Here is a 19,971-nt window from a genome sequence, read left to right as displayed (position 1 = left end):
AAACGTATTCCTCCTTTGTACATTGAGATTGAGGAGGAGCTTTGATGTCGTGGTTGTTATCTAAACATAGGATGTCAGGATCAAGAAATGAAGATTAGAAATGATTGGTCACGTGCGGAAATACAGGCTGTGTATGAGCAGCCTTTTTTAGATTTGCTGTTTCAGGCGCAACAGTTACACCGACAATATTTTGCTGCGAATACGATTCAGGTCAGTACTTTGCTCTCAATTAAAACAGGCAAATGCCCCGAAGATTGCAAGTATTGTTCGCAATCAGCGCGTTATGATTCAAAACTGGAAGCAGAAAAACGCGTTGCAGTGGAGAAAGTCATTCAAGAGGCACAAAAATCCAAGGCTTCAGGCGCATCTCGTTTTTGTATGGGTGCCGCATGGCGCAATCCGCATGAGCGCGATATGCCTTATGTATTGGACATGGTACGTGAGGTCAAAGCTTTAGGACTGGAAACCTGTATGACCTTGGGCATGCTGAATGCTTCTCAGGCGGAGCGTTTAAAAGAGGCTGGTCTGGATTATTACAACCATAATCTGGATACTTCGCGGGAATATTATTCCCACATTATCAGCACTAGAACTTTTGATGATCGGCTGGATACACTAGACCATGTTCTTCAGGCAGGGTTGAAAGTCTGTAGCGGTGGTATTGTCGGTTTAGGTGAAAGTCGAGAAGATCGGATTGGTCTTTTACATGAGTTAGCGACTTTGCCGCTACATCCAGAGTCTGTACCGATTAATATGCTGGTCCCGATCGAAGGGACACCATTGGCTCAAGTAGAAAAACTGGATGTAACTGAATGGATTCGGACGGTTGCTGTAGCACGATTGCTTATGCCACAAAGTTACATTCGACTTTCGGCTGGGCGCGAAGCATTAACCGATTCCGATCAAGCCTTGGCATTTATGGCCGGTGCTAATTCTATCTTCTCCGGTGAAAAACTGTTAACCACTGCCAATGCCGGTGAAAGTCGTGACCAAGCTTTATTTCAAAAACTAGGCTTAAAAATAGAAGCAAGCAAACCTTCTATAAAGCAGTTATCAGTTGATGCGATGCTAACCATTTAAAGCTTTTTAAAAGTAGAGGATCAAATGGCAAAAGATTTTAACAGTCAGAAAGTGGTGGAACGCTATGATGATCATATCCGTCGTCTGATTCCAGGTTATGCGCTGATGCATCAACAAGTCGATGCGATTTTACAGTCCGCTTTAAGTGCAGACGCAGAGATTTTAATTGTCGGTTGTGGCACAGGCTATGAGCTTGAATATTTACTGAATAGGCATCCAACTTGGAGATTTACGGCAGTTGATCCTTCTTTAACTATGTTGCAGAAAGCCCAAGCACTGATTCAGCAGCTTGGACAGTCAGAGCGTGTGCAATTCATTCATGGCGAAACAGCAGCATTGCCTACACAGCCAAAATTTGATGCAGCACTGTCTATTCTAGTTGCGCATTTTGTACCGCATGCGCTGAAATCAGATTTTTTTGCTGAAATATCACAGCGCTTAAAAGCGGATGGATTGCTCATGACCTACGACCTGATGGCTTGTGACAATCCTCAACAATTTAAAGCCTTGCCTTTGTTATGTCAGAGTAATGGTCTGAGTATTGAGCAGAGTGAGGCAATGATGGAACGTTTGGAACAAGACTTTTTTACTGTTTCTTATGAGGATTATCAGCAACTGCTTCAGCGGACAGGTTTTGAACAGGTGCATTGCTTTAGCCAAGTTTTAACGTATCAGGGACTGATTGCCCAGAAAAAACAGGAGGATATCTTGACCTTGGAACATTCTGGCAAAGCTGTTTTCACTCAACAAGCAATTCAACATTAAAACAGCAACTTAATTTTTAGCTTTTAACGGAAGTTTTTAACAGTGGCTGCAATTGCCACTGCTCGGTTCTGCTGTCTTTTAAAAAAGTGGCTATTTATTTAAATAGGAGGTGAAAATTAAATAAATCAATGGTTTGAAGTTTTAAAAATAAAAAATGTGGTGTGGTACATCTGTACGACAAAGGATAAAACACAAACAAAGAATGATCTTAAAAGGGTATTTAAGATCAGTCGAAAAGGAAATTGATTTTAATGAAAAAGTTTATTTTAACGGTACAAAAAAGCATGTTAGCAGTGGGTGTTTTAACGGCCATGAACTCTGCTTATTCGGGAACTGAGAGTGCCGAAATTGCACAACTCAGACAAGAAGTTCAAGAGTTGCGCGCCATGCTGCAACAGTATGTAAAACAGCCTGTTCCGACCCAGTCGACGCCTCAAGTCGCGGTTGCAGCTGCACCACAGGCGACTGAAACACAGGTACCAAAACTGAATATCAGCAAAGGTGGGGCTGAAGTCAATTTATATGGTTATCTCCGTGCCGATGCTTCTTATCAGGCCAAAGGTGCATCCACCATGTATAACAATATCAGTGGCGTACCACTAGAACATACTGCCGAGGAAGCTCAACAAAAAGATCGTTTGCATTCGACCGTCAACGTCACCCGTTTAGGTTTGAATTTTAAAACACCGACAGCCGCTGGCGATGTTGGTGGCAAGCTGGAAATGGATTTCTTTGGTGGCAGCACACGTGATCAATTTCGTATTCGCCATGCCTATTTAACCTTTGATAAATGGTTGATTGGTCAGACTTGGTCCACCTTTATTGCACCTGAATATTATCCAGAAACCATTGATGCAGGAACCTATGTCGGTGGGGCATTACAACGCTCACCTTTGGTACGCTATAGCGATAACTTATCAGCCAATACCAGTTTTGCTGTTGCGATTGAAGATCCCAAATACACGGCAACTTCTGACCCTGATAATGAAATGCGTTTGCCTGCTTTGGTGGGGCGATTGAATCATAAATTTGAGAATGGTTCCTTGTTGTCTGGCCGAACTTTTATGGCTGAGAAAAAAACCAGTAATGATGAGGAATGGGCATGGGGTGTGGGGCTCGGGGGCAAATACCAGTTAACGCCACAAACCTTCTTAAAAGCCGATTATTACCATGTCAAAGGTGATGGCCGTTTCCTGCTTTGGACCAATAACAGCTATGTGATTGATGACAAAAATCATATTCAGAGCAATGAATTCGATACTATTTCAGCAGGTTTAACTCATCAATTTAATTCACAGCTTCGTTCTACCTTGGGATACGGCTATATGAAAGCCAAGGATGACAACACCTTTGCCCAAATCCAGAAAACCAACCTGACTCAAAACAAAGAACTTTGGCAGGGCTGGATCAATGCCATGTACAACCCCTATAAACCAATTACTTTAGGGGTGGAGTATGTCTATGGCGAGCGTGAAACTTTTGAGGGGCGGAAAGGGATTGATAACCGCTTCAATATGATGGCGAGTTACGATTTTTAATCAAGAGCTTGAATCATCAGTTTTTTCTTTAGGGTGCAGTATGTCGTTTTAAAAATGAACAAGAATTTATCTCATAGAGGAGATGATTAAATGGCAACATCGACGTTGAATGTCAATGCAATTATTGACCAAGCAAAATTTACCCCTTTTCACTGGAGCATTTTGCTTTGGTGCTTACTGATTATTATTTTTGACGGTTATGATCTGGTTATTTACGGCGTGGTTTTGCCTGTATTGATGCAAGAGTGGTCACTCACAGCAGTACAGGCGGGTATGCTGGCCAGCACCGCCTTATGTGGCATGATGTTTGGTGCCATGTTATTTGGGGCTTTGGCAGATAAAATTGGTCGCAAAAATGTTATCTTGATTTGTGTGACCTTTTTCAGTGGTTTTACTTTCTGGGGAGCTTTTGCATCGACTCCGTTTGAATTTGGGGTGTTACGCTTTTTAGCAGGTTTGGGGATTGGTGGTGTGATGCCAAATCTGGTGGCGTTAACCTCTGAATATGCCCCAAAGCGGATGCGCAGTACCTTGGTGGGGAGTATGTTTAGTGGCTATGCCATTGGCGGGATTATTTCCGCGTTATTAGGAAGCTATCTGGTGGAAAACCAAGGTTGGCAAATCATGTTCTTGATTGCAGGCATTCCATTGTTGTTATTACCGATTTTATGGAAGTTCTTACCTGAGTCACTGACCTTCTTAGTAAAAAGTGGCAAGACCGCGCAAGCCCATGCCATTATCCAAAAAATTGCACCAGAGCAGGCACTAAGCCCTGAGACACGCTTATGTTTGAATGACGATAATTTAGGGACAGGCAGTTCTGCCAAAGCCTTATTTCAACAGGGTCGTGCTTTAAGTACTTTGATGTTCTGGCTGTTATTCTTTATGTGTTTGCTGATGGTCTATGCATTAAGTAGTTGGTTGCCGAAACTGATGCTGGCAGCAGGTTATTCATTGGGCAAAAGTATTTTATTCCTGTTAGCACTGAATGTGGGTGCCATGATCGGAGCAATTTTGGGTGGAATCCTCTCAGATAAATTCCATTTAAAACCCGTAATTTTAACTATGTTTGTAGCAGGGGTATTTGCACTGGTTGGTTTGGGCTATAACTCGCCAGCCTATATTTTATATGGTTTGGTGACGATTGCAGGAGCTGCAACCATTGGGACTTCAATCCTGCTGTATAGTTATGTAGCACAATACTATCCATTGAGTGTACGCTCGACAGGAATTGGCTGTGCATCTGCGGTTGGTCGAATCGGTGCCATCGTTGGGCCGATTCTAACAGGAATGCTGCTGACCTTAGGTCTACCACATAAGCTGAACTTTGTGATGATTGCTATTCCAGCGATTATTGCGATTTTTGCGGTGTTGGTGCTGAAACGGCATGAGTCAGACAGTGGGAGTAAAAGTACGGTCAATCCTGCGACAAATATTGCTGAAACTGGTGAAGCATAGCAGTGCATCATTTTTGATAAAACAAAGTCGATGAGCCCAACGCATCGACTTTTGTATTCTAGTCTGAGTTAAGTCAACGGCATGATTCGGGTTTTTAGGATCTCCATAAAGGTTTTCAAAATCATATTGTAGTTTTTGCCTTTATGGGTGATCAGGCAGATCGGGGTACTGTAATGCATCACGTCCTGCAAAATAGGCTGCATAAAACCATCTTCCACCCATTTTCTCGCATAATGATCGGGTAAAAAACCCAGAAACTTTCCTGTTAAGATCAGAAAGGCGATGCCTTCACGGTCACTGGCGGTGGCCGAACAATCAAGCAGTTGGTGCAATTTCGCCGCTTCTGCAGGTGTTGCATAATTGGGCAATACTGCTTGCCAGTTTTTTAAATCCGCAGTGCGAATATCACCTAAATGTTGAAACAGCGGGTGATTTTTACCGCAGTAGAGCAAAGACTTTTCGCGATATAAATCAAAATAATCTAAGCCAGACAATGGGGTGACGAGGGGAATGGCACCTGCATGTAAGCGATTATCTAAGACACGACATTCAATATCCGACAAGGTGCTCATACTGATATTGATCAGCACTTCGCTATTTTCTTCGGCCAGCACAGCAAGCGTATTGGTGATATAGGCACTGGGCATGGTGACCAAGTTATTAATAATCCCAATATTAAACTCACCTTTGAGTTGATTATGCATTTGATTGATCTTGGCACGAAAGTCTTCAATCGAAGCATTCAACACTTCAATATATTCCAGAATTTCTCGGCCTTCATCGGTCAGAGCAAAGCCAGCTCGACCTCGTTGGCATAACCGAATTCCGAGCCGATTTTCCAGATCACTCATGTGCAGACTAATTGCTGAACGACTGATGCCAAGTAGACTTTCCGCAGCGCTAAAGCTGTGGCAGTCACACACCGTTTTAAAAATTTTAAGAAGTTTTATATCAAAATCAGTCACTTGATTTAATTTTTTCGGTTTCATTTAGTTTTGCTTTTTTATATCTAAACTCAAGATCATTTGAATTTATCAAAACTATATCGCGCTGTACACTCCAACCATAACCCCAAAACAAGAAGAGTGATTATGTTTGATATCGACACCACAAATGACCGTGATGATGCATTGGAAACCAGTCCGTCAAAAGTTTCAATGCGCTTAAATTACCAAGCACATTGGATGCCGTTTACTGCCAACCGTAATTTTCATCAAGATCCACGCATCATCGTGGCGGCCAAAGGCTCATCTTTAATTGATAGTACAGGACGTGAGATTTATGACTCTCTCTCAGGTTTATGGACCTGCGGTGCAGGGCATAGCCTGCCTGAAATCCAGCAAGCGGTAACGCGCCAATTGGCAAAACTGGATTATTCACCAGCCTTCCAATTCGGACATCCATTATCTTTTCAATTGGCTGAAAAAATTGTGCAGCACATGCCTGAAAAACTCCAGCATGTTTTCTTTACCGATTCGGGTTCTGAGTCAGCAGATACTGCGATCAAAATGGCGCGGGCGTATTGGCGGATTAAAGGCCAACCAAGCAAAACCAAGCTGATTGGGCGGGCACGTGGCTACCATGGTGTCAACGTGGCTGGCACAAGCCTAGGCGGGATTGGTGGCAATCGTAAAATGTTTGGTCAATTGATGGATGTCGATCATTTACCGCATACCTTGCAAGCACATCTGAGCTTTAGCAAAGGCTGTGCCGAAACGGGTGGAGTTGAGCTGGCTGATGAAATGCTCAAACTGATTGAGCTACATGATGCATCCAATATTGCCGCCGTGATCGTTGAACCTGTTTCGGGTTCGGCAGGTTGTATTGTACCACCGACAGGTTATTTAAAACGTCTCAGAGAAATCTGTGATCAACACAATATCCTGCTGATTTTTGATGAAGTAATTACGGGCTTTGGCCGAATGGGTGCATGGACCGCAGCTGAATATTTCGATGTAACGCCTGATCTTCTGACCTTTGCCAAACAAATTACCAATGGTGCCATTCCATTAGGGGGCGTTGTCGCAAGCCACGAAATCTATGATGCCTTTATGCAACAAGACTTGCCTGAACATGCGGTTGAGTTTACTCACGGTTATACCTATTCAGGGCATCCCGTTGCCTGTGCCGCTGCTTTAGCCACATTAGATGTACTGGAACAACAGAACTTGATCACTCAATCTGCGGCCTTAGCCCCAAGTCTTGAAAAACTGATACATGAATTAAAAGGTGCGCCGAATGTGATTGATATTCGCAATTGCGGTTTGATTGGTGCGTTACAACTGGCACCACGAGATGGCGATGCCACCATTCGTGGATTTGAAATGGGGATGAAGTTGTGGAAAGCCGGTTTCTATGTGCGTTTTGGCGGAGACACCATTCAGTTTGGCCCAATGTTCAACAGCACCGAAGCGCAATTATCACGCTTGATCAATGCTGTGGGTGAAACCCTTTATCAAGTGAAATAAAGCTTGGGTGGGGACTTGCCAAAAGCAAATGGAAAATAAGACACAGAGACAAGGAATACAAATGAATAATTTAGAACATTTTAATGCCAATACGTTCAGCGATACCGATTCAGCTCAAACACCAGCCACTCATTTGATTGGGCATTTTATCCAAGGTGGTTTGGTCACCAAATCCAACCGAAAACAAGCGGTTTATAATCCAGCAACGGGTGAGATTAGTAAAGAAGTAGCCTTGGCGGATACACAGTTGGTCAATCAGGTAGTGGAGATTGCAGAGCAGGCATTCCCTGCATGGCGGGATACGCCGGTGATCAAACGTGCGCGGGTGATGTTTAAGTTCAAACAATTGCTTGAAGAGAATGCTGAAACATTATGTGAATTGATTGGGCAGGAGCATGGCAAGATTTGCCATGATGCCAAAGGTGAATTACAACGTGGCATTGAAAATGTGGAATATGCCTGTGGCGCACCTGAGTTTTTAAAAGGCGAGTATTCTAAAAATGTTGGCCCAGATATTGATTCTTGGAGTGAGTTTCAACCTTTAGGTGTGGTTGCAGGGATTACCCCTTTTAATTTCCCTGCAATGGTGCCGTTGTGGATGTTCCCAATGGCGATTGTGTGTGGTAATTGCTTTATTTTAAAACCCTCTGAGAAGGCGCCTTCAGCCGCACTCTATTTGGCTGAATTACTTAAACAGGCGGGTTTGCCCGATGGGGTGTTTAATGTGGTCAATGGCGACAAAGAAGCCGTCGATGCCTTACTACATCATCCTAAGATCCAAGCCATCAGTTTCGTCGGTTCAACCCCAATTGCGGATTATATTTATCGAACAGCGACCTCGACAGGAAAACGCTGTCAGGCCTTAGGCGGTGCAAAAAACCATGCCATCATTATGCCCGATGCCGATATTGATAATGTGGTGACCTCTTTACTGGGTGCCGCCTTTGGTTCATCGGGTGAACGTTGTATGGCCTTGTCCGTTGCGGTGGCCATTGGTGATGAAGTGGCCGATGTGGTGATTGCCAAGCTTAAACAAGAGATGCAGCAATTGAAGTTTGGACATTATGCCGATGCCAGTAATGACTTCGGACCGCTCATTTCGCAAGCACATAAACAGAAGGTACAAGCTTATATCCAAAGTGCCGAGCAACAAGGTGCTAAAATTGTGGTGGATGGACGTGACGCCAAAGCCGTCGGTTATGAACATGGATTCTTTGTCGGGCCGACCTTGATTGATCAAATTTCAGCAGAGATGACCAGCTATCAACAAGAAATTTTTGGGCCTGTATTACAGATGATTCGTGTCGAAACCATGCAAGAAGCCATGCAGTTGATTAATGATCATGAATATGGCAATGGCACCTGTATTTATACCCGAGATGGTGAGGCGGCGCGTTATTTTAGCAATAATATTCAAGTGGGCATGGTTGGGGTGAATGTACCATTACCCGTGCCTGTTGCTTATCACAGTTTTGGTGGCTGGAAACGTTCACTGTTTGGTGATCTGTATGCCTATGGGCCAGATGGCGTGCGTTTTTATACCCGCCGTAAAACCATCACGCAACGTTGGCCATCTGCACAGATTCGTGAGGCGAAACAATTTGCTATGCCAACTTTAAATTAATTTTTGTTGCAGGGAAGACCGTTGGTTTTCCCTTTTTATTTTTGTAGGAATTGAAACATGTAATCAACGGTTTTATAAGTATTTTTAAGGAATAAAATATGAATAGTGATAAAACAACAAAATTAGGTGAAGGACTTTCTAACCGCCATGTCACGATGATTAGTATTGGTGGTGTTATTGGTGCAGGTTTATTTGTCGGTTCATCTGCTGCAATTGCCAAAGCAGGTCCCGCTGCGGTATTGGCTTATATTATTACCAGTATTCTGGTTTTTTTAGTCATGCGTATGCTCGGTGAAATGGCCGTTGCACAGCCTGACACAGGTTCATTTTCGACTTATGCGCGTAAAGCGATCGGTCCTTGGGCAGGGTTTAGTGTGGGTTGGCTGTATTGGTGGTTTTGGGTGTTGGTGATTCCAATTGAAGCCATTGCAGGCGCCGAAATTTTACATGCTTGGTTTCCACAGGTATCCAGTGCCATTTACGCTTTCGCATTTATTATCTTACTCAGTTTGGCCAACTTCTTTAGCACCAAAAGTTTTGGCGAGTTTGAGTTTTGGTTTGCACTGATTAAAGTGATTGCCATTCTCGTATTTATTGTGATTGGTGCATCCGCCGTGTTTGGACTGTGGCCTTTAGCCAAAGATGTCAGCGGTGTGGGTCATCTCTTTTCCAATGGCGGCTTTATGCCTTATGGCATGGGCGGTGTTCTATCTGCGATTTTAATCTCTGCATTTTCCTTCTTTGGTATTGAAATTCTTTCGATTGCTGCGGCAGAGTCTAAAAATCCTGAAGAGAAAATCAAACGCGCGACCAATTTAGTCCTGTATCGAATCATTCTATTTTTCGTAGTTTCAATTTTTCTGGCGGTTGCCTTGGTGGATTGGCGTTCACCCGATTTACAAAAATTAGGGACATTTCAGTATGTCTTGGTCAGTCTGAATATTCCTCAAACCAAGTTAATTATGGACACTGTGGTATTTATTGCAGTGGCGAGTTGTATGAATGCGGCTGTTTATACCTCTTCACGCATGCTATTTGCTTTAGGTGCCCGTCAAGAAGCACCAAAAATGGTCACGAAAATTAATGCCGCAGGTGTGCCAACCATCGCAGTATTTGCATCGACATTGATTGGATCAATTTGTTGTGCAGTGAATTACTTATTTCCTGGACAAGTATTTGGATTTCTACTCTCGACTACAGGTTCGATTGCATTGGTGGTTTACTTGGTGATTGCAGTATCACAACTCCGTTTGCGCACCCAATTAGACAAAGTGGGGGCTGCTGTGCCTTTTAAAATGTGGTTATTTCCGTGGCTGACTTGGTTTGTGATTGTGGTGATCATGAGCGTGCTGGGTTATATGTTCCTGTCACCTCAATATAGCTATGAAACCACTTTATCTTTAAGTGTCACCTTCATTGTCGTGATCTGTGGACTGATCGTGACCCGAAAGAAGAAAAGTAATCGAACAGTCGCACTACATCTAGACTGATCAAACAACATCATAAGGCCTATGCGTTGAAGTTTAGGCCTTATTACTTTTATAGGAAAAATAGGAGCAGCCCGCGCATGAGAGCATGATGATGGCAATGCCCGTGATTTGATATAGATTGAGGTGTTCTTTTAAGATCAACCAACCTGCAAGGGCACTGACCGCAGGAGAGGCGCTCAGTAAAATTCCAAATACTTTCGGTTCGAGTTTTTTCATGGCAAAGATATCCAGCAAGAACGGAATAGTACTGGAAAGTAGCGATACCAAAACACAGAGCAGTAAAATCCAATAAGAATGAAACAGCCGATTCAGATCAGAAATACCAAAGGGTAGTGCAAATAGAGTTGCCACCAACATGCCAATCGCTACTGTATTGCTGCCGCCTTTTGCGACTTTCGTACCGAAAATGATATATAAGCCCCAACATAATGCTGCGGCAAGCGCATAAAACATGCCGATATAACTAAAATGCTGATTGCCACTGCCCAAAGGTAATAACATCAGACCGATAAATGACAAGATACCCCAGAGCAAATCCTGTTTCTGTTTTGACATGACAATGGCAACAGTGAGTGGGCCCAAGACTTCAATTGAAATGGCAATGCCAATCGATAGATGTGAAAAAGCCTTATAGATCAAAAGATTCATGAGACTCAGAATCAGTCCATAAATGATCAGATTCTTCCATTCCATTTGGTGAGGAAAGGTACGCCAAGGTTTGAAGATCATCCAAAGCAACAGCGCTGAAAAACTTAAACGAATCAGGGCAACCCCTTCAGCACCAAAGATCGGAAATAGGGTTTTCGCAATCGCAGCCCCAATTTGTACTGATGCAAGTGATAGACATGCTGCAGCCAAGGCCAGTTCTTGTTTATTTTGAGCAGAAGCATGCATATCGATGATCCATAGAGTGATCATGAGATTTTAATTCTAGAACGATGATTAAATCGTGCTAATTGATTGAGCTGAAGGAGTGATTCACTCTATTATTGGAAAAATATGAGGAATTAATTCATGGCTGAGCTATCACTTGATCATTTTGATTATGCAATTTTACGATTGTTACAGCAGGACAATAAAAGCTCACATCGGCAGATTTCGGAGCAGATCGGGCTGTCTCAAGCATCGATACAACGGCGTATTGTTCGAATGGAACAGGAAGCAATCATTGAAAAAAATTGTGCAGTACTAAATCCAAAGCGATTTGGAGAAAAGGTGACTTCGATTATTGAAGTGCGTCTTGCTGAAGATCGCTCTGTGGTGATGGATCGAGCCAAACAATACTTTGCATCGGTGGATGAAGTTCAGCAATGTTATTTCGTCAATGGTGGGGTATCTTTTATCATCATTATGATTTCAAATAATTTATCGCATTTTGAAGCTTTGGTGAGAAAGCATTTTGCAGATAATCAAGATGTCAAAACCTATCGGACTTTAATCGTTTTAGATCGGGTCAAAGTCAGTTTAGATCTTTGCTTTTAGTTTGGAATATATCAATGAATAAGCTTCACTTGGTTTAGCGATGGGTCAAGAAAAGACGTACGCCCTAAACCAAGTGTTATTCTGCTCTAATCAACGGCTCTGGGGGAACAGCTCAAGACCATTTTCAATCAGACATTGACGTAAAATACTAAAAGCAAAAGTCATATCCTGTTCCTGAACACAGGCAAATCCAAGCAATAGGCCCGATTGAATTGGGGTATCGACCCCTGAATAATATTGTGACAATGGGCGAACATTGACCCCGCGCGAAAGTGCGAGTGCAGATATTTCAACATCATTGGCGTGATCAGGTAATTTGAGTACCAGATGCAGCCCCGCATCATGATTAAATTCATGGACAAACACATCGCCCAGATAACGGTGAATCAGTTCAATCAGAAATTTACGTCTTTTACTATACAGTAGGCGCATCCGTCGGATATGCGCTGCATAATGTCCTTCACGAATAAATTCGGCTAAGGCGCGTTGAGTAAGTAAGTGACCGCCTCGATACAGTTCAGCCGAAATCGTTCGTAAGGGCTGTACCAATTGTTTTGGAACCACCATATAGCCAATGCGCAAGGCGGGGTAAATGGTTTTACTAAAGGTTCCAATATAAATGACGGGTGGATTTTCTTCCAAACCTTGTAAGGACGGATAAGGCTGACCTGAAAAACGGAACTCACTGTCATAGTCATCTTCAATAATCCAGCTGCCATGCTGTTTAGCCAAATCCAGCAATTTTCTCCGTCGCGGTAAACTGAGATGTGAACCTAAAGGATATTGATGAGAGGGGGTGACGAAAATCAGGCGAGGTGGGGTAGACGGATGTTCTTCTGGAATAATGCCTTCGGCATCGACAGGCATCGGAATAATATTTAAACCATTAATACGCAGAATATTCTTGGCACCCCAATAGCCCGGATTTTCAATCCAGACATGATCATTTAAATCACATAAAGCCCGTGACACCAGATCAACTGCCTGATGGATGCCTTCTGTAATAATAATCTGGTCGGTTTCACAATTGACGGAACGCGCAATTCGTAAATAATCGGCCAAAGCATGACGTAATTCCGCACATCCTCCCGCATTGCTGTAGATCAAATTGGCAATTTCAGGCTGGCGACTTAAGCGTGATTTGATCCGATTAAATTCGGCATGTGGAAACTCAGTTACATCAGGCGCACCGGGTACAAAGGCACCCCACTGATAAGGGGATGCGGCTGCGTGCTGAAGCAAACTTGCGCCACGATGAGAAAGTGTCCGTGTAGTCTCCTCTTTGGCTGCAGCAGCATAAGTGGGTGTTGTGCTGACCTGAATATAGCTCTCAGGGAGTGTTTCGGATACCCAAGTACCTCGACCCGTATGTGCTTGAATATAACCTTCGGCACGTAATTGTTCATAGGCATTGAGTACGGTATTCCGTGAAACATGCAGCTCATTGGCCAAATCACGTGATGCAGGAAGACGAGTATTCGGCGCAAGAATGCCTTCCAAAATGGCAGCTCTTAAACAATGAAAAACCCGAGCGGGTAAAGTCCCTTCACTGGCCTGTTGTAAATGCTGCAACAGGTAGTCTCCTAACAGGGTACGCAATTGGCTCTCTCCTTTAGTCCAAAAGTGGCTCTCGTCTATTCCTTATAAAAGGTACACATTAAGTACCCATAGCGCATTTTAGCCTTGTTTCAGCAATACATTGCCATGAAGCAATTTAAATGCCCAAAAAGATGATTGTTTTGTCGTATAGAGGTAACAAAATGGATGCAAAGCATATTGCAATAAATGCTCGTAAACAGCAAGCAACGCCACGTGGTGTTGGCGTGATGTGCCAATGGTATGCTGAACGTGCGAGCAATGCGACTTTGTGGGATACGGAAGGAAACGAATATATTGATTTTGCCGGTGGAATTGCCGTTTTAAATACGGGGCATCGCCATCCAAAAGTCATCGCAGCGGTGGCTGAACAACTGAATAAATTTACCCATACGGCGTATCAAATTGTACCGTATGAAAGTTATGTGTCTTTGGCTGAGCGAATCAATGCCCGTGCACCGATTGAAGGTCCTGCGAAAACAGCATTCTTTACCACAGGCGCAGAAGCGGTTGAAAATGCTGTGAAGATTGCACGAGCAGCAACAGGCCGTCATGGCATTATCACTTTTGGTGGCGGTTTCCACGGCCGTACGTTTATGACTATGGCCATGACAGGCAAAACAGCTCCTTATAAACGTGACTTTGGTGTCATGACAGCAGGTGTATTCCATGCGCGTTATCCAGTTGCGTCTAAAGGAATCAGCGTTGAAGATGCACTGATTAGCTTAGAAGAAATTTTTAGTGAAGATATTGCGGCGCATGATGTGGCAGCTATTGTGCTCGAGCCTGTCCAAGGTGAGGGCGGATTCAACGTTGCACCAGTTGAATTTATGCAACAACTGCGCAAGATTTGTGATGAACACGGTATTCTTTTAATTGCGGATGAAGTGCAAACCGGTTTTGCCCGGACTGGCCAATTGTTTGCTATGCAACATTACCCAGTTAAAGCCGATTTAATTACCATGGCGAAGAGCTTAGGCGGTGGTTTCCCACTTTCAGGTGTGGTTGGTCGTGCCGAAGTAATGGATGCACCGAATCCAGGTGGTTTAGGCGGTACTTATGCAGGTAACCCGCTTGCCATTGCCGCAGCCAATGCCGTGATTGATGTGATTGAAGAGGAACAATTGTGTCAGCGCGCCAATAGCTTGGGTGAAGAACTCGTGACCATGCTAAAAGCGGCACAAAAATATTCAAACGATATTATTGATATTCGTGCATTGGGTTCGATGGTGGCGGTTGAGTTTGGTGATCATGTCACGGGTCAACCGAAACCAGAAGTGGCGAAAGCCATTCAGCAATATGCGATGGATCAGGGCTTATTGCTTTTAACCTGTGGCAAGCATGGCAATGTGATTCGTTTCTTGTATCCATTGACGATTCCTGTGGTTCAGTTCAATCAAGCGCTGGTGATTATCCAGGATGCAATTGCAGCGCAACAACCTGCATTACAAAAGCTCGCAGGAGCTGAAGCATGATTGATCTCAACTTGCAGGCTCTATTAAAGCATCCAGATATTCGTTTTGATGCGGCGCCAACTGAAGATTATTTTGTAGTGGATGATGCGGCGACAGGACAAGCTTTGGCTTGGGTCAAAGCCTCTGACCAAGCCGACGTTGAAGCAGCGATTACGCGTTCAGCCATCGCTCAAGCTCAATGGCAGCAGCAGACTGCTTTGGTACGTGCCGATATTCTACTGGCGTGGTATCAGCTGATTTTGCAACAGCGTGAAGCTTTGGCACAAATCTTAACCGCAGAACAAGGAAAATCACTGACAGAAGCACGTGGAGAAATTGCTTATGCAGCCTCGTTCATTCGTTGGTTTGCAGAGCAGGCGCGTCGTGTCGACGGTTCCGTGTTGACGCCTGTTCAATCACAGCAGCGTTTAATTGTGCTTAAGCAAGCGATTGGAGTGACCGCAGCGATTACGCCGTGGAATTTCCCAGCCGCGATGATCACCCGAAAAATTGCACCTGCTTTGGCTGCGGGGTGTTCGATGTTGGTCAAACCTGCGGAACAGACTCCGTTAACTGCCTATGCTTTGGCGGTACTGGCAGAGCAGGCAGGCTTACCCGCTGATTTATTTATTTTGATCAGTGGTGATGCGGTGGCTGTTGGGCAAACTTTATGTGCAAGTGATACGGTGCGTAAACTCAGCTTTACAGGTTCAACCGATGTCGGTCGTATTCTGATGAAACAATGTGCGCCTACCATCAAAAAGCTTTCTTTAGAGCTGGGTGGCAATGCACCTGTGATTATTTTTGATGATGCCGATGTTGAGCGCGCAGTGCAGGGCATTATGGTCAGCAAGTTCCGTAACAGCGGACAAACCTGTGTCTGTGCCAATCGGATCTATGTTCAGGCTGGGATTTATGATGCGATTTGTGAGCGCTTAAAAATAGCAGTTGAACAGCAACTCCGTGTTGGTGACGGGCGTGAAGAAGGTGTAACCCAAGGCCCATTGATTGACCAAGATGCAGTTGAGAAAGTGCAATCACATATTGCTGATGCGGTGAGTCAAGGTGCTTCGATTGTAGTCGGGGGGCAACTGCATGCATTGGGGAAAACCTTCTTTGAACCGACCATCTTGAGAGACGTCACTCAGCAGATGAAAGTTGCCAAAGAAGAAACTTTTGGCCCATTAGCACCGTTGTTCCGTTTCAATGATGAAGCTGAAGCCGTTGCGATGGCCAATGACACCGAATTTGGCTTGGCGAGTTATATTTTTACCAAAGACATGGCACGCCAATGGCGCGTAGGCGAAGCACTGCAATATGGAATGGTCGGTGTAAATACAGGACTGATTTCTAATGAAGTCGCACCTTTTGGTGGAATTAAACAGTCCGGCTTAGGTCGTGAAGGTTCACAATTTGGGATTGAGGAATATCTGGAACTGAAATATATGTGTGTCGATATTTCTTAACATCAACGGTTGATGGTCTGAACGAGCGTACTCCTTTCTTCAGACCTTTTTATCCATAAAGCACTTCAGAGATGAGGTGCTTTTTACATGGAAAATTTTAACTAATTCGGGAAAGATCCATTGCATCTCGATCTTTACGCTGATTTAAATGGTACCTATGTTTTCAACCAAATTGGTTCTCGGTTTTATTGCAAAAGTACGGACAATAAAAATACAAAAATGATCATGGATAATGGAATAAAGGACTTATGAAAAAGAAACTGTTGTTGTGTGTGAGTGCTTCGATGATTGCTTTCAGTGTGCATGCACAAATGCCGCAAGCAGATGTGATTGTGGTGAATGCAGATATTCGCACTTCAAACCCAGCAAAGCCTACAGCACAGGCCTTTGCCGTAAAAGATGGTAAGTTTTTGGCCGTTGGCAATAATGCATTTATCCAAAATTTGGCAAGCCCAAAGACGCAGGTGATTGATGCACAGGGTAAAACAGTCCTTCCTGGTTTGACCGATGCACATACCCATCTACTGGGTGGTTTAGAACTGTGGGAAGGTGTGGATTTGTTTGGGATCACGGATCGACAAGAATGGTTTAAATTGATTGCCAAACGAGATAAAGAACTGGCCAAAGATGCGTGGTTGGTCGGTGGACGTTGGGATGTCAGCGCGATGAAGGACAATCGCATGCCAACACGTCAGGAGCTGGATGCTATTGTTCCTGATCGACCTGTGGTGTTGCAAGATATTGATTATCATACTGTGTGGGTCAATACAAAGGCGATGCAATTGCTGGGGATTGATAAAAATACCAAAGCACCAGAAGGTGGTGAAATTGTCAAAGATTCCCAAACAGGTGAGCCGACAGGAATTTTTAAGGAAACGGCAGCCAATCAACTGATCTTAGCAAGCCCGCAATATACAAAAGCATTACTCTCAGGCAAAGCGGCACTTCCAGTGGTTGAAAAAATCGTTGCCCATTTTAACAGCTTGGGAATCACCTCCGTGCATGATATGTGGGCTGAACTCGCTACAGTATATCCAGCTTTGCTTGAGTCACCGAAACAGTTGCCGATGCGGATTCGTTTTGGATTAATGGCTGGGGAAGATCAGGCAACGCTGGCACAACTGCAAAGCTATGCCAAACAACGCGATCAGTTGAATCAACGTTTTATCCAAAAAGAGCAGCAGTGGCAGAAAGGACCGCAGTTCCGTTTTGGTTATATGAAGTATTTTGTTGACGGTACGCTGATGAGCTATACCGCTGCACTGAATGAACCTTATGCAGATCGACACCATTTCAACATCGAGCCAATTACTTCACAGCCAAAATTGAATGACATCGTGAAAAATGCCAATGACGTGGGCTTTCCTGTGGCGATCCATGCCATTGGGGATAAAAGTGTCGATATGGCGTTGAATGCGATTGAACATAGTCCTAAACACCGTCAACTGCTCAATCGGATTGAACATATTGAAGTTACCACTAAAACGGCAATCCCTCGCTTTGCTCAATTAGGCGTTGTTGCTTCTATGCAGCCAGATCATGCCATTGCTGGCAATTATCAAGAGTCACGTCTCGGTGAAGCACGAATGCCGTATAGCTATGCGTGGCAGTCTTTATTGAGTAGTGGTGCATCGATGGTGTTGGGCAGCGACTGGCCAACTGCCCCTGAAAATCCAATGCTACAGTTAAGTGATGTCGTGTTCCGCGAATATAACGGCAAAACCCGTTATAGCGATAATGCCTTGAGTCTGGATGAAGCCTTATATGCCTATACCCAAGCACCCGCCAATGTCGCAGGCTGGGGCAATGAAATCGGTAGTATTAGCGTAGGGAAATGGGCTGATTTTGTGGTTTTACAGGGGGCTTTGCAAACGCCATTAAATAAAGACATTAAGGACTGGAAAGTGTCTCAGACTTGGTTTGCAGGTGAAAAAGTTTATGACGGTAAGCTGAACAGTAAATAATAAATTGAGTGAAATAAAAAAAAGCCTGTGGGCTTTTTTTTATTTTTAGCGACTTGATTTTAAATCATGGCTAAATGCATTTTGCTTAAAAAGTAAATGGTTCCTATATTTTTATTTAAATTGGTTCTCGGTTTTATTTCAAAATTAAAGACAATAAAAATTCAAGAATAATCATGTACTAATGGAATAAGTGAATGATAAAAAATACAGTGATGTTAGCGATTTCGACATCGGCAATATTCTCAACAATCAATCTGCAAGCCGCAGAACAGAAGGCATTTAAAGATCAATTTGCGGTCAGTGGTTCAATGGCATTTTTAACGGAATACTACTGGCGTGGCACAACTCAGACGCAGGGTAAGCCTGCCGTTCAGGGGACCTTAAGAGCAGATCATGATTCAGGTTTATACGCACAACTTTTTGCTTCAAATATACAACTTGATATCGGGAGTAGCATCGAGTTCGACTATTACCTTGGCTATGATTACCAACTCAATGAGCAGTTAAAGTTGAATCTACAATATTTGGATGTCAATTACCCTGGTGCAGACAAAGCTTTGCCACAGGTCGATTTTGAAGAATATTCAATTGGGCTATTTACATCAGGGCTGTTAAATCAACAAGATGAACTGAATCTTTCCTTTTATTATTCGCCAGACTATACCTTTGAAACAGGGAAGATGCTGCGTTATGAAGTCGGCTACCGCTATCCTGTTGCTGACAAATGGAATGCTTATGCACAAGCCGCCTATAACCGATTTGCAAGTAATCAGGCCTATGAGCTGCTGTGGGCGACTGATGAAAAGAAACATTTTTATGATTATAAAGTAGGTGTCGATTTTAATTATCAAGATTTTATTTTTGATCTGTATTATGCCGATGCCAATGTGAATAAGGCCTTGAAAAATGCCGATTCAACTGTGGTGTTTAGCTTGACCAGAATATTCTAATTATTGCAATCAGTCTTATCATTGATTCCAAGCTAGCCATTTTATAAAAATGGTTAAGACATGCACAGTCTGCAATTGATTGAGCTTGTTGAAAGCCAAATATTGCATGTTTATTTTATATAATGAACTTATGGCAAAGAAAAAGCCCCCATCATTTCGATGAGGGCTTTTTTGAATTTGGAACAAGGAAGTAGAATCTAACTTAGTAAGATAGTTTAAATTTCTAGTTCTGGATCATATTAACCAGCAAACCAAAGAGATTGTTGATCACATAAAGAGCTCAAGTTTTTAACTGGTCGGGTCTCTGCTCCAAGTTGGCCAAAGCCACCAGCAATATCTAACTCTTCACCTAAGGTAATTTTTTTACCTTTATAAGTTAAAGTGTGATTTTGATCATCCCACTGTGCAGACTGATCGGGAAATATAATGAGCGTATCATTCACATAGAGACAGTTACCTTTGAGTTGTAAAGGTCCTTTTAACCGTGCAGAGGCAGAGAGTCCATTGGATGAATAACTCGGTATTTTTACAGCATTTAAGGATTCATTTTTTTCCTGCTCAGAGGGTAGTTGCCGTTGACATGCGACAAGTAGCCCGACAGTGGCAAGTATGAACAGTGTTTTATTGATAGACAAG

Annotated in this window: 16 protein-coding genes; 12 read left to right on the top strand and 4 right to left on the bottom strand. The window is 43.4% G+C overall.

Translation table 11 applies throughout. From position 1 onward, the window contains the following. Window positions 1-87 precede the first annotated feature (87 nt). From bioB to F957_RS09770, 4 genes are all read left to right on the top strand, one after another. Window positions 88-1,080 carry a biotin synthase BioB gene (bioB, locus tag F957_RS09755; RefSeq protein WP_016541045.1) on the top strand — a complete coding sequence of 331 codons (993 nt, stop codon included), beginning with the start codon at window positions 88-90 and terminating at the stop codon, window positions 1,078-1,080. A gap of 24 nt (window positions 1,081-1,104) precedes the next feature. After that, window positions 1,105-1,845, top strand: coding sequence for a class I SAM-dependent methyltransferase (locus F957_RS09760; protein WP_016541046.1), 741 nt, complete (start codon window positions 1,105-1,107; stop codon window positions 1,843-1,845). A gap of 251 nt (window positions 1,846-2,096) precedes the next feature. Beyond that, window positions 2,097-3,383: a DcaP family trimeric outer membrane transporter gene (locus F957_RS09765; protein ID WP_016541047.1), complete on the top strand. Its 1,287-nt coding sequence runs from the start codon at window positions 2,097-2,099 to the stop codon at window positions 3,381-3,383. 90 nt (window positions 3,384-3,473) lie between these two features. Beyond that, window positions 3,474-4,841: an MFS transporter gene (locus F957_RS09770; protein ID WP_016541048.1), complete on the top strand. Its 1,368-nt coding sequence runs from the start codon at window positions 3,474-3,476 to the stop codon at window positions 4,839-4,841. A 68-nt stretch (window positions 4,842-4,909) separates the two neighbouring features. Here F957_RS09770 and F957_RS09775 read toward each other — a convergent pair whose 3' ends face one another. Further along, on the bottom strand, window positions 4,910-5,830 hold the full coding sequence (locus F957_RS09775; RefSeq protein WP_016541049.1) for a LysR family transcriptional regulator: 921 nt from the start codon (window positions 5,828-5,830) through the stop codon (window positions 4,910-4,912). 96 nt (window positions 5,831-5,926) lie between these two features. Here F957_RS09775 and aptA point away from each other — a divergent pair, with 96 nt between their 5' ends. From aptA to F957_RS09790, 3 genes are all read left to right on the top strand, one after another. Then, window positions 5,927-7,309, top strand: a complete 1,383-nt coding sequence (aptA, locus tag F957_RS09780; protein ID WP_171068290.1) for an omega-aminotransferase AptA — start codon at window positions 5,927-5,929, stop codon at window positions 7,307-7,309. A 61-nt stretch (window positions 7,310-7,370) separates the two neighbouring features. Then, window positions 7,371-8,933 carry a CoA-acylating methylmalonate-semialdehyde dehydrogenase gene (locus tag F957_RS09785; RefSeq protein ID WP_016541051.1) on the top strand — a complete coding sequence of 521 codons (1,563 nt, stop codon included), beginning with the start codon at window positions 7,371-7,373 and terminating at the stop codon, window positions 8,931-8,933. Between the two features lie 98 nt (window positions 8,934-9,031). Then, the gene (locus F957_RS09790) at window positions 9,032-10,423 is read left to right on the top strand and encodes an amino acid permease (RefSeq protein ID WP_016541052.1); all 1,392 of its coding nucleotides are present in this window, start codon (window positions 9,032-9,034) and stop codon (window positions 10,421-10,423) included. Window positions 10,424-10,456: 33 nt separating this feature from the next. Here the strand turns inward: F957_RS09790 and F957_RS09795 are convergent, their stop codons facing one another. Next, on the bottom strand, window positions 10,457-11,317 hold the full coding sequence (locus F957_RS09795; RefSeq protein ID WP_016541053.1) for an EamA family transporter: 861 nt from the start codon (window positions 11,315-11,317) through the stop codon (window positions 10,457-10,459). A gap of 120 nt (window positions 11,318-11,437) precedes the next feature. Between F957_RS09795 and F957_RS09800 the strand changes: the two genes are divergently transcribed. Next, window positions 11,438-11,905 (top strand): Lrp/AsnC family transcriptional regulator, encoded by a 468-nt coding sequence (locus tag F957_RS09800; RefSeq protein WP_016541054.1) that lies wholly within the window; start codon window positions 11,438-11,440, stop codon window positions 11,903-11,905. Between the two features lie 90 nt (window positions 11,906-11,995). On the opposite strand, the gene pdxR is transcribed toward F957_RS09800, so the two are convergent. Further along, entirely contained in the window at window positions 11,996-13,504 is a 1,509-nt protein-coding gene (gene pdxR / locus F957_RS09805; protein ID WP_016660366.1) for a MocR-like pyridoxine biosynthesis transcription factor PdxR, read from the bottom strand. Between the two features lie 161 nt (window positions 13,505-13,665). Between pdxR and F957_RS09810 the strand changes: the two genes are divergently transcribed. The 4 genes from F957_RS09810 to F957_RS09825 all read left to right on the top strand — a co-directional run bounded on the left by F957_RS09810 (window position 13,666) and on the right by F957_RS09825 (window position 19,335). Beyond that, entirely contained in the window at window positions 13,666-14,976 is a 1,311-nt protein-coding gene (locus F957_RS09810; protein WP_016541056.1) for a 4-aminobutyrate--2-oxoglutarate transaminase, read from the top strand. Further along, a complete protein-coding gene (locus tag F957_RS09815) occupies window positions 14,973-16,421 on the top strand; it encodes an NAD-dependent succinate-semialdehyde dehydrogenase (protein WP_016541057.1) in 1,449 nt (482 codons plus the stop codon). Before F957_RS09810 ends, F957_RS09815 begins: the two co-directional genes overlap by 4 nt. 248 nt (window positions 16,422-16,669) lie before the next feature. Further along, window positions 16,670-18,385, top strand: coding sequence for an amidohydrolase (locus F957_RS09820; protein ID WP_016660365.1), 1,716 nt, complete (start codon window positions 16,670-16,672; stop codon window positions 18,383-18,385). A 194-nt stretch (window positions 18,386-18,579) separates the two neighbouring features. Continuing rightward, window positions 18,580-19,335 carry a TorF family putative porin gene (locus F957_RS09825; RefSeq protein WP_016541059.1) on the top strand — a complete coding sequence of 252 codons (756 nt, stop codon included), beginning with the start codon at window positions 18,580-18,582 and terminating at the stop codon, window positions 19,333-19,335. Window positions 19,336-19,574: 239 nt separating this feature from the next. Here F957_RS09825 and F957_RS09830 read toward each other — a convergent pair whose 3' ends face one another. Beyond that, complete coding sequence (locus F957_RS09830) at window positions 19,575-19,970, bottom strand: hypothetical protein (protein ID WP_016660364.1); 396 nt, start codon at window positions 19,968-19,970, stop codon at window positions 19,575-19,577. Window position 19,971 lies beyond the last annotated feature (1 nt).

It is taken from the genome of Acinetobacter gyllenbergii CIP 110306 = MTCC 11365 (assembly GCF_000413855.1).
Classification (GTDB): Bacteria; Pseudomonadota; Gammaproteobacteria; order Pseudomonadales; family Moraxellaceae; genus Acinetobacter; species Acinetobacter gyllenbergii.
The sequence above is the reverse complement of the archived record's forward strand: the minus strand, read 5'-3'. Positions and strand labels throughout refer to the sequence as shown.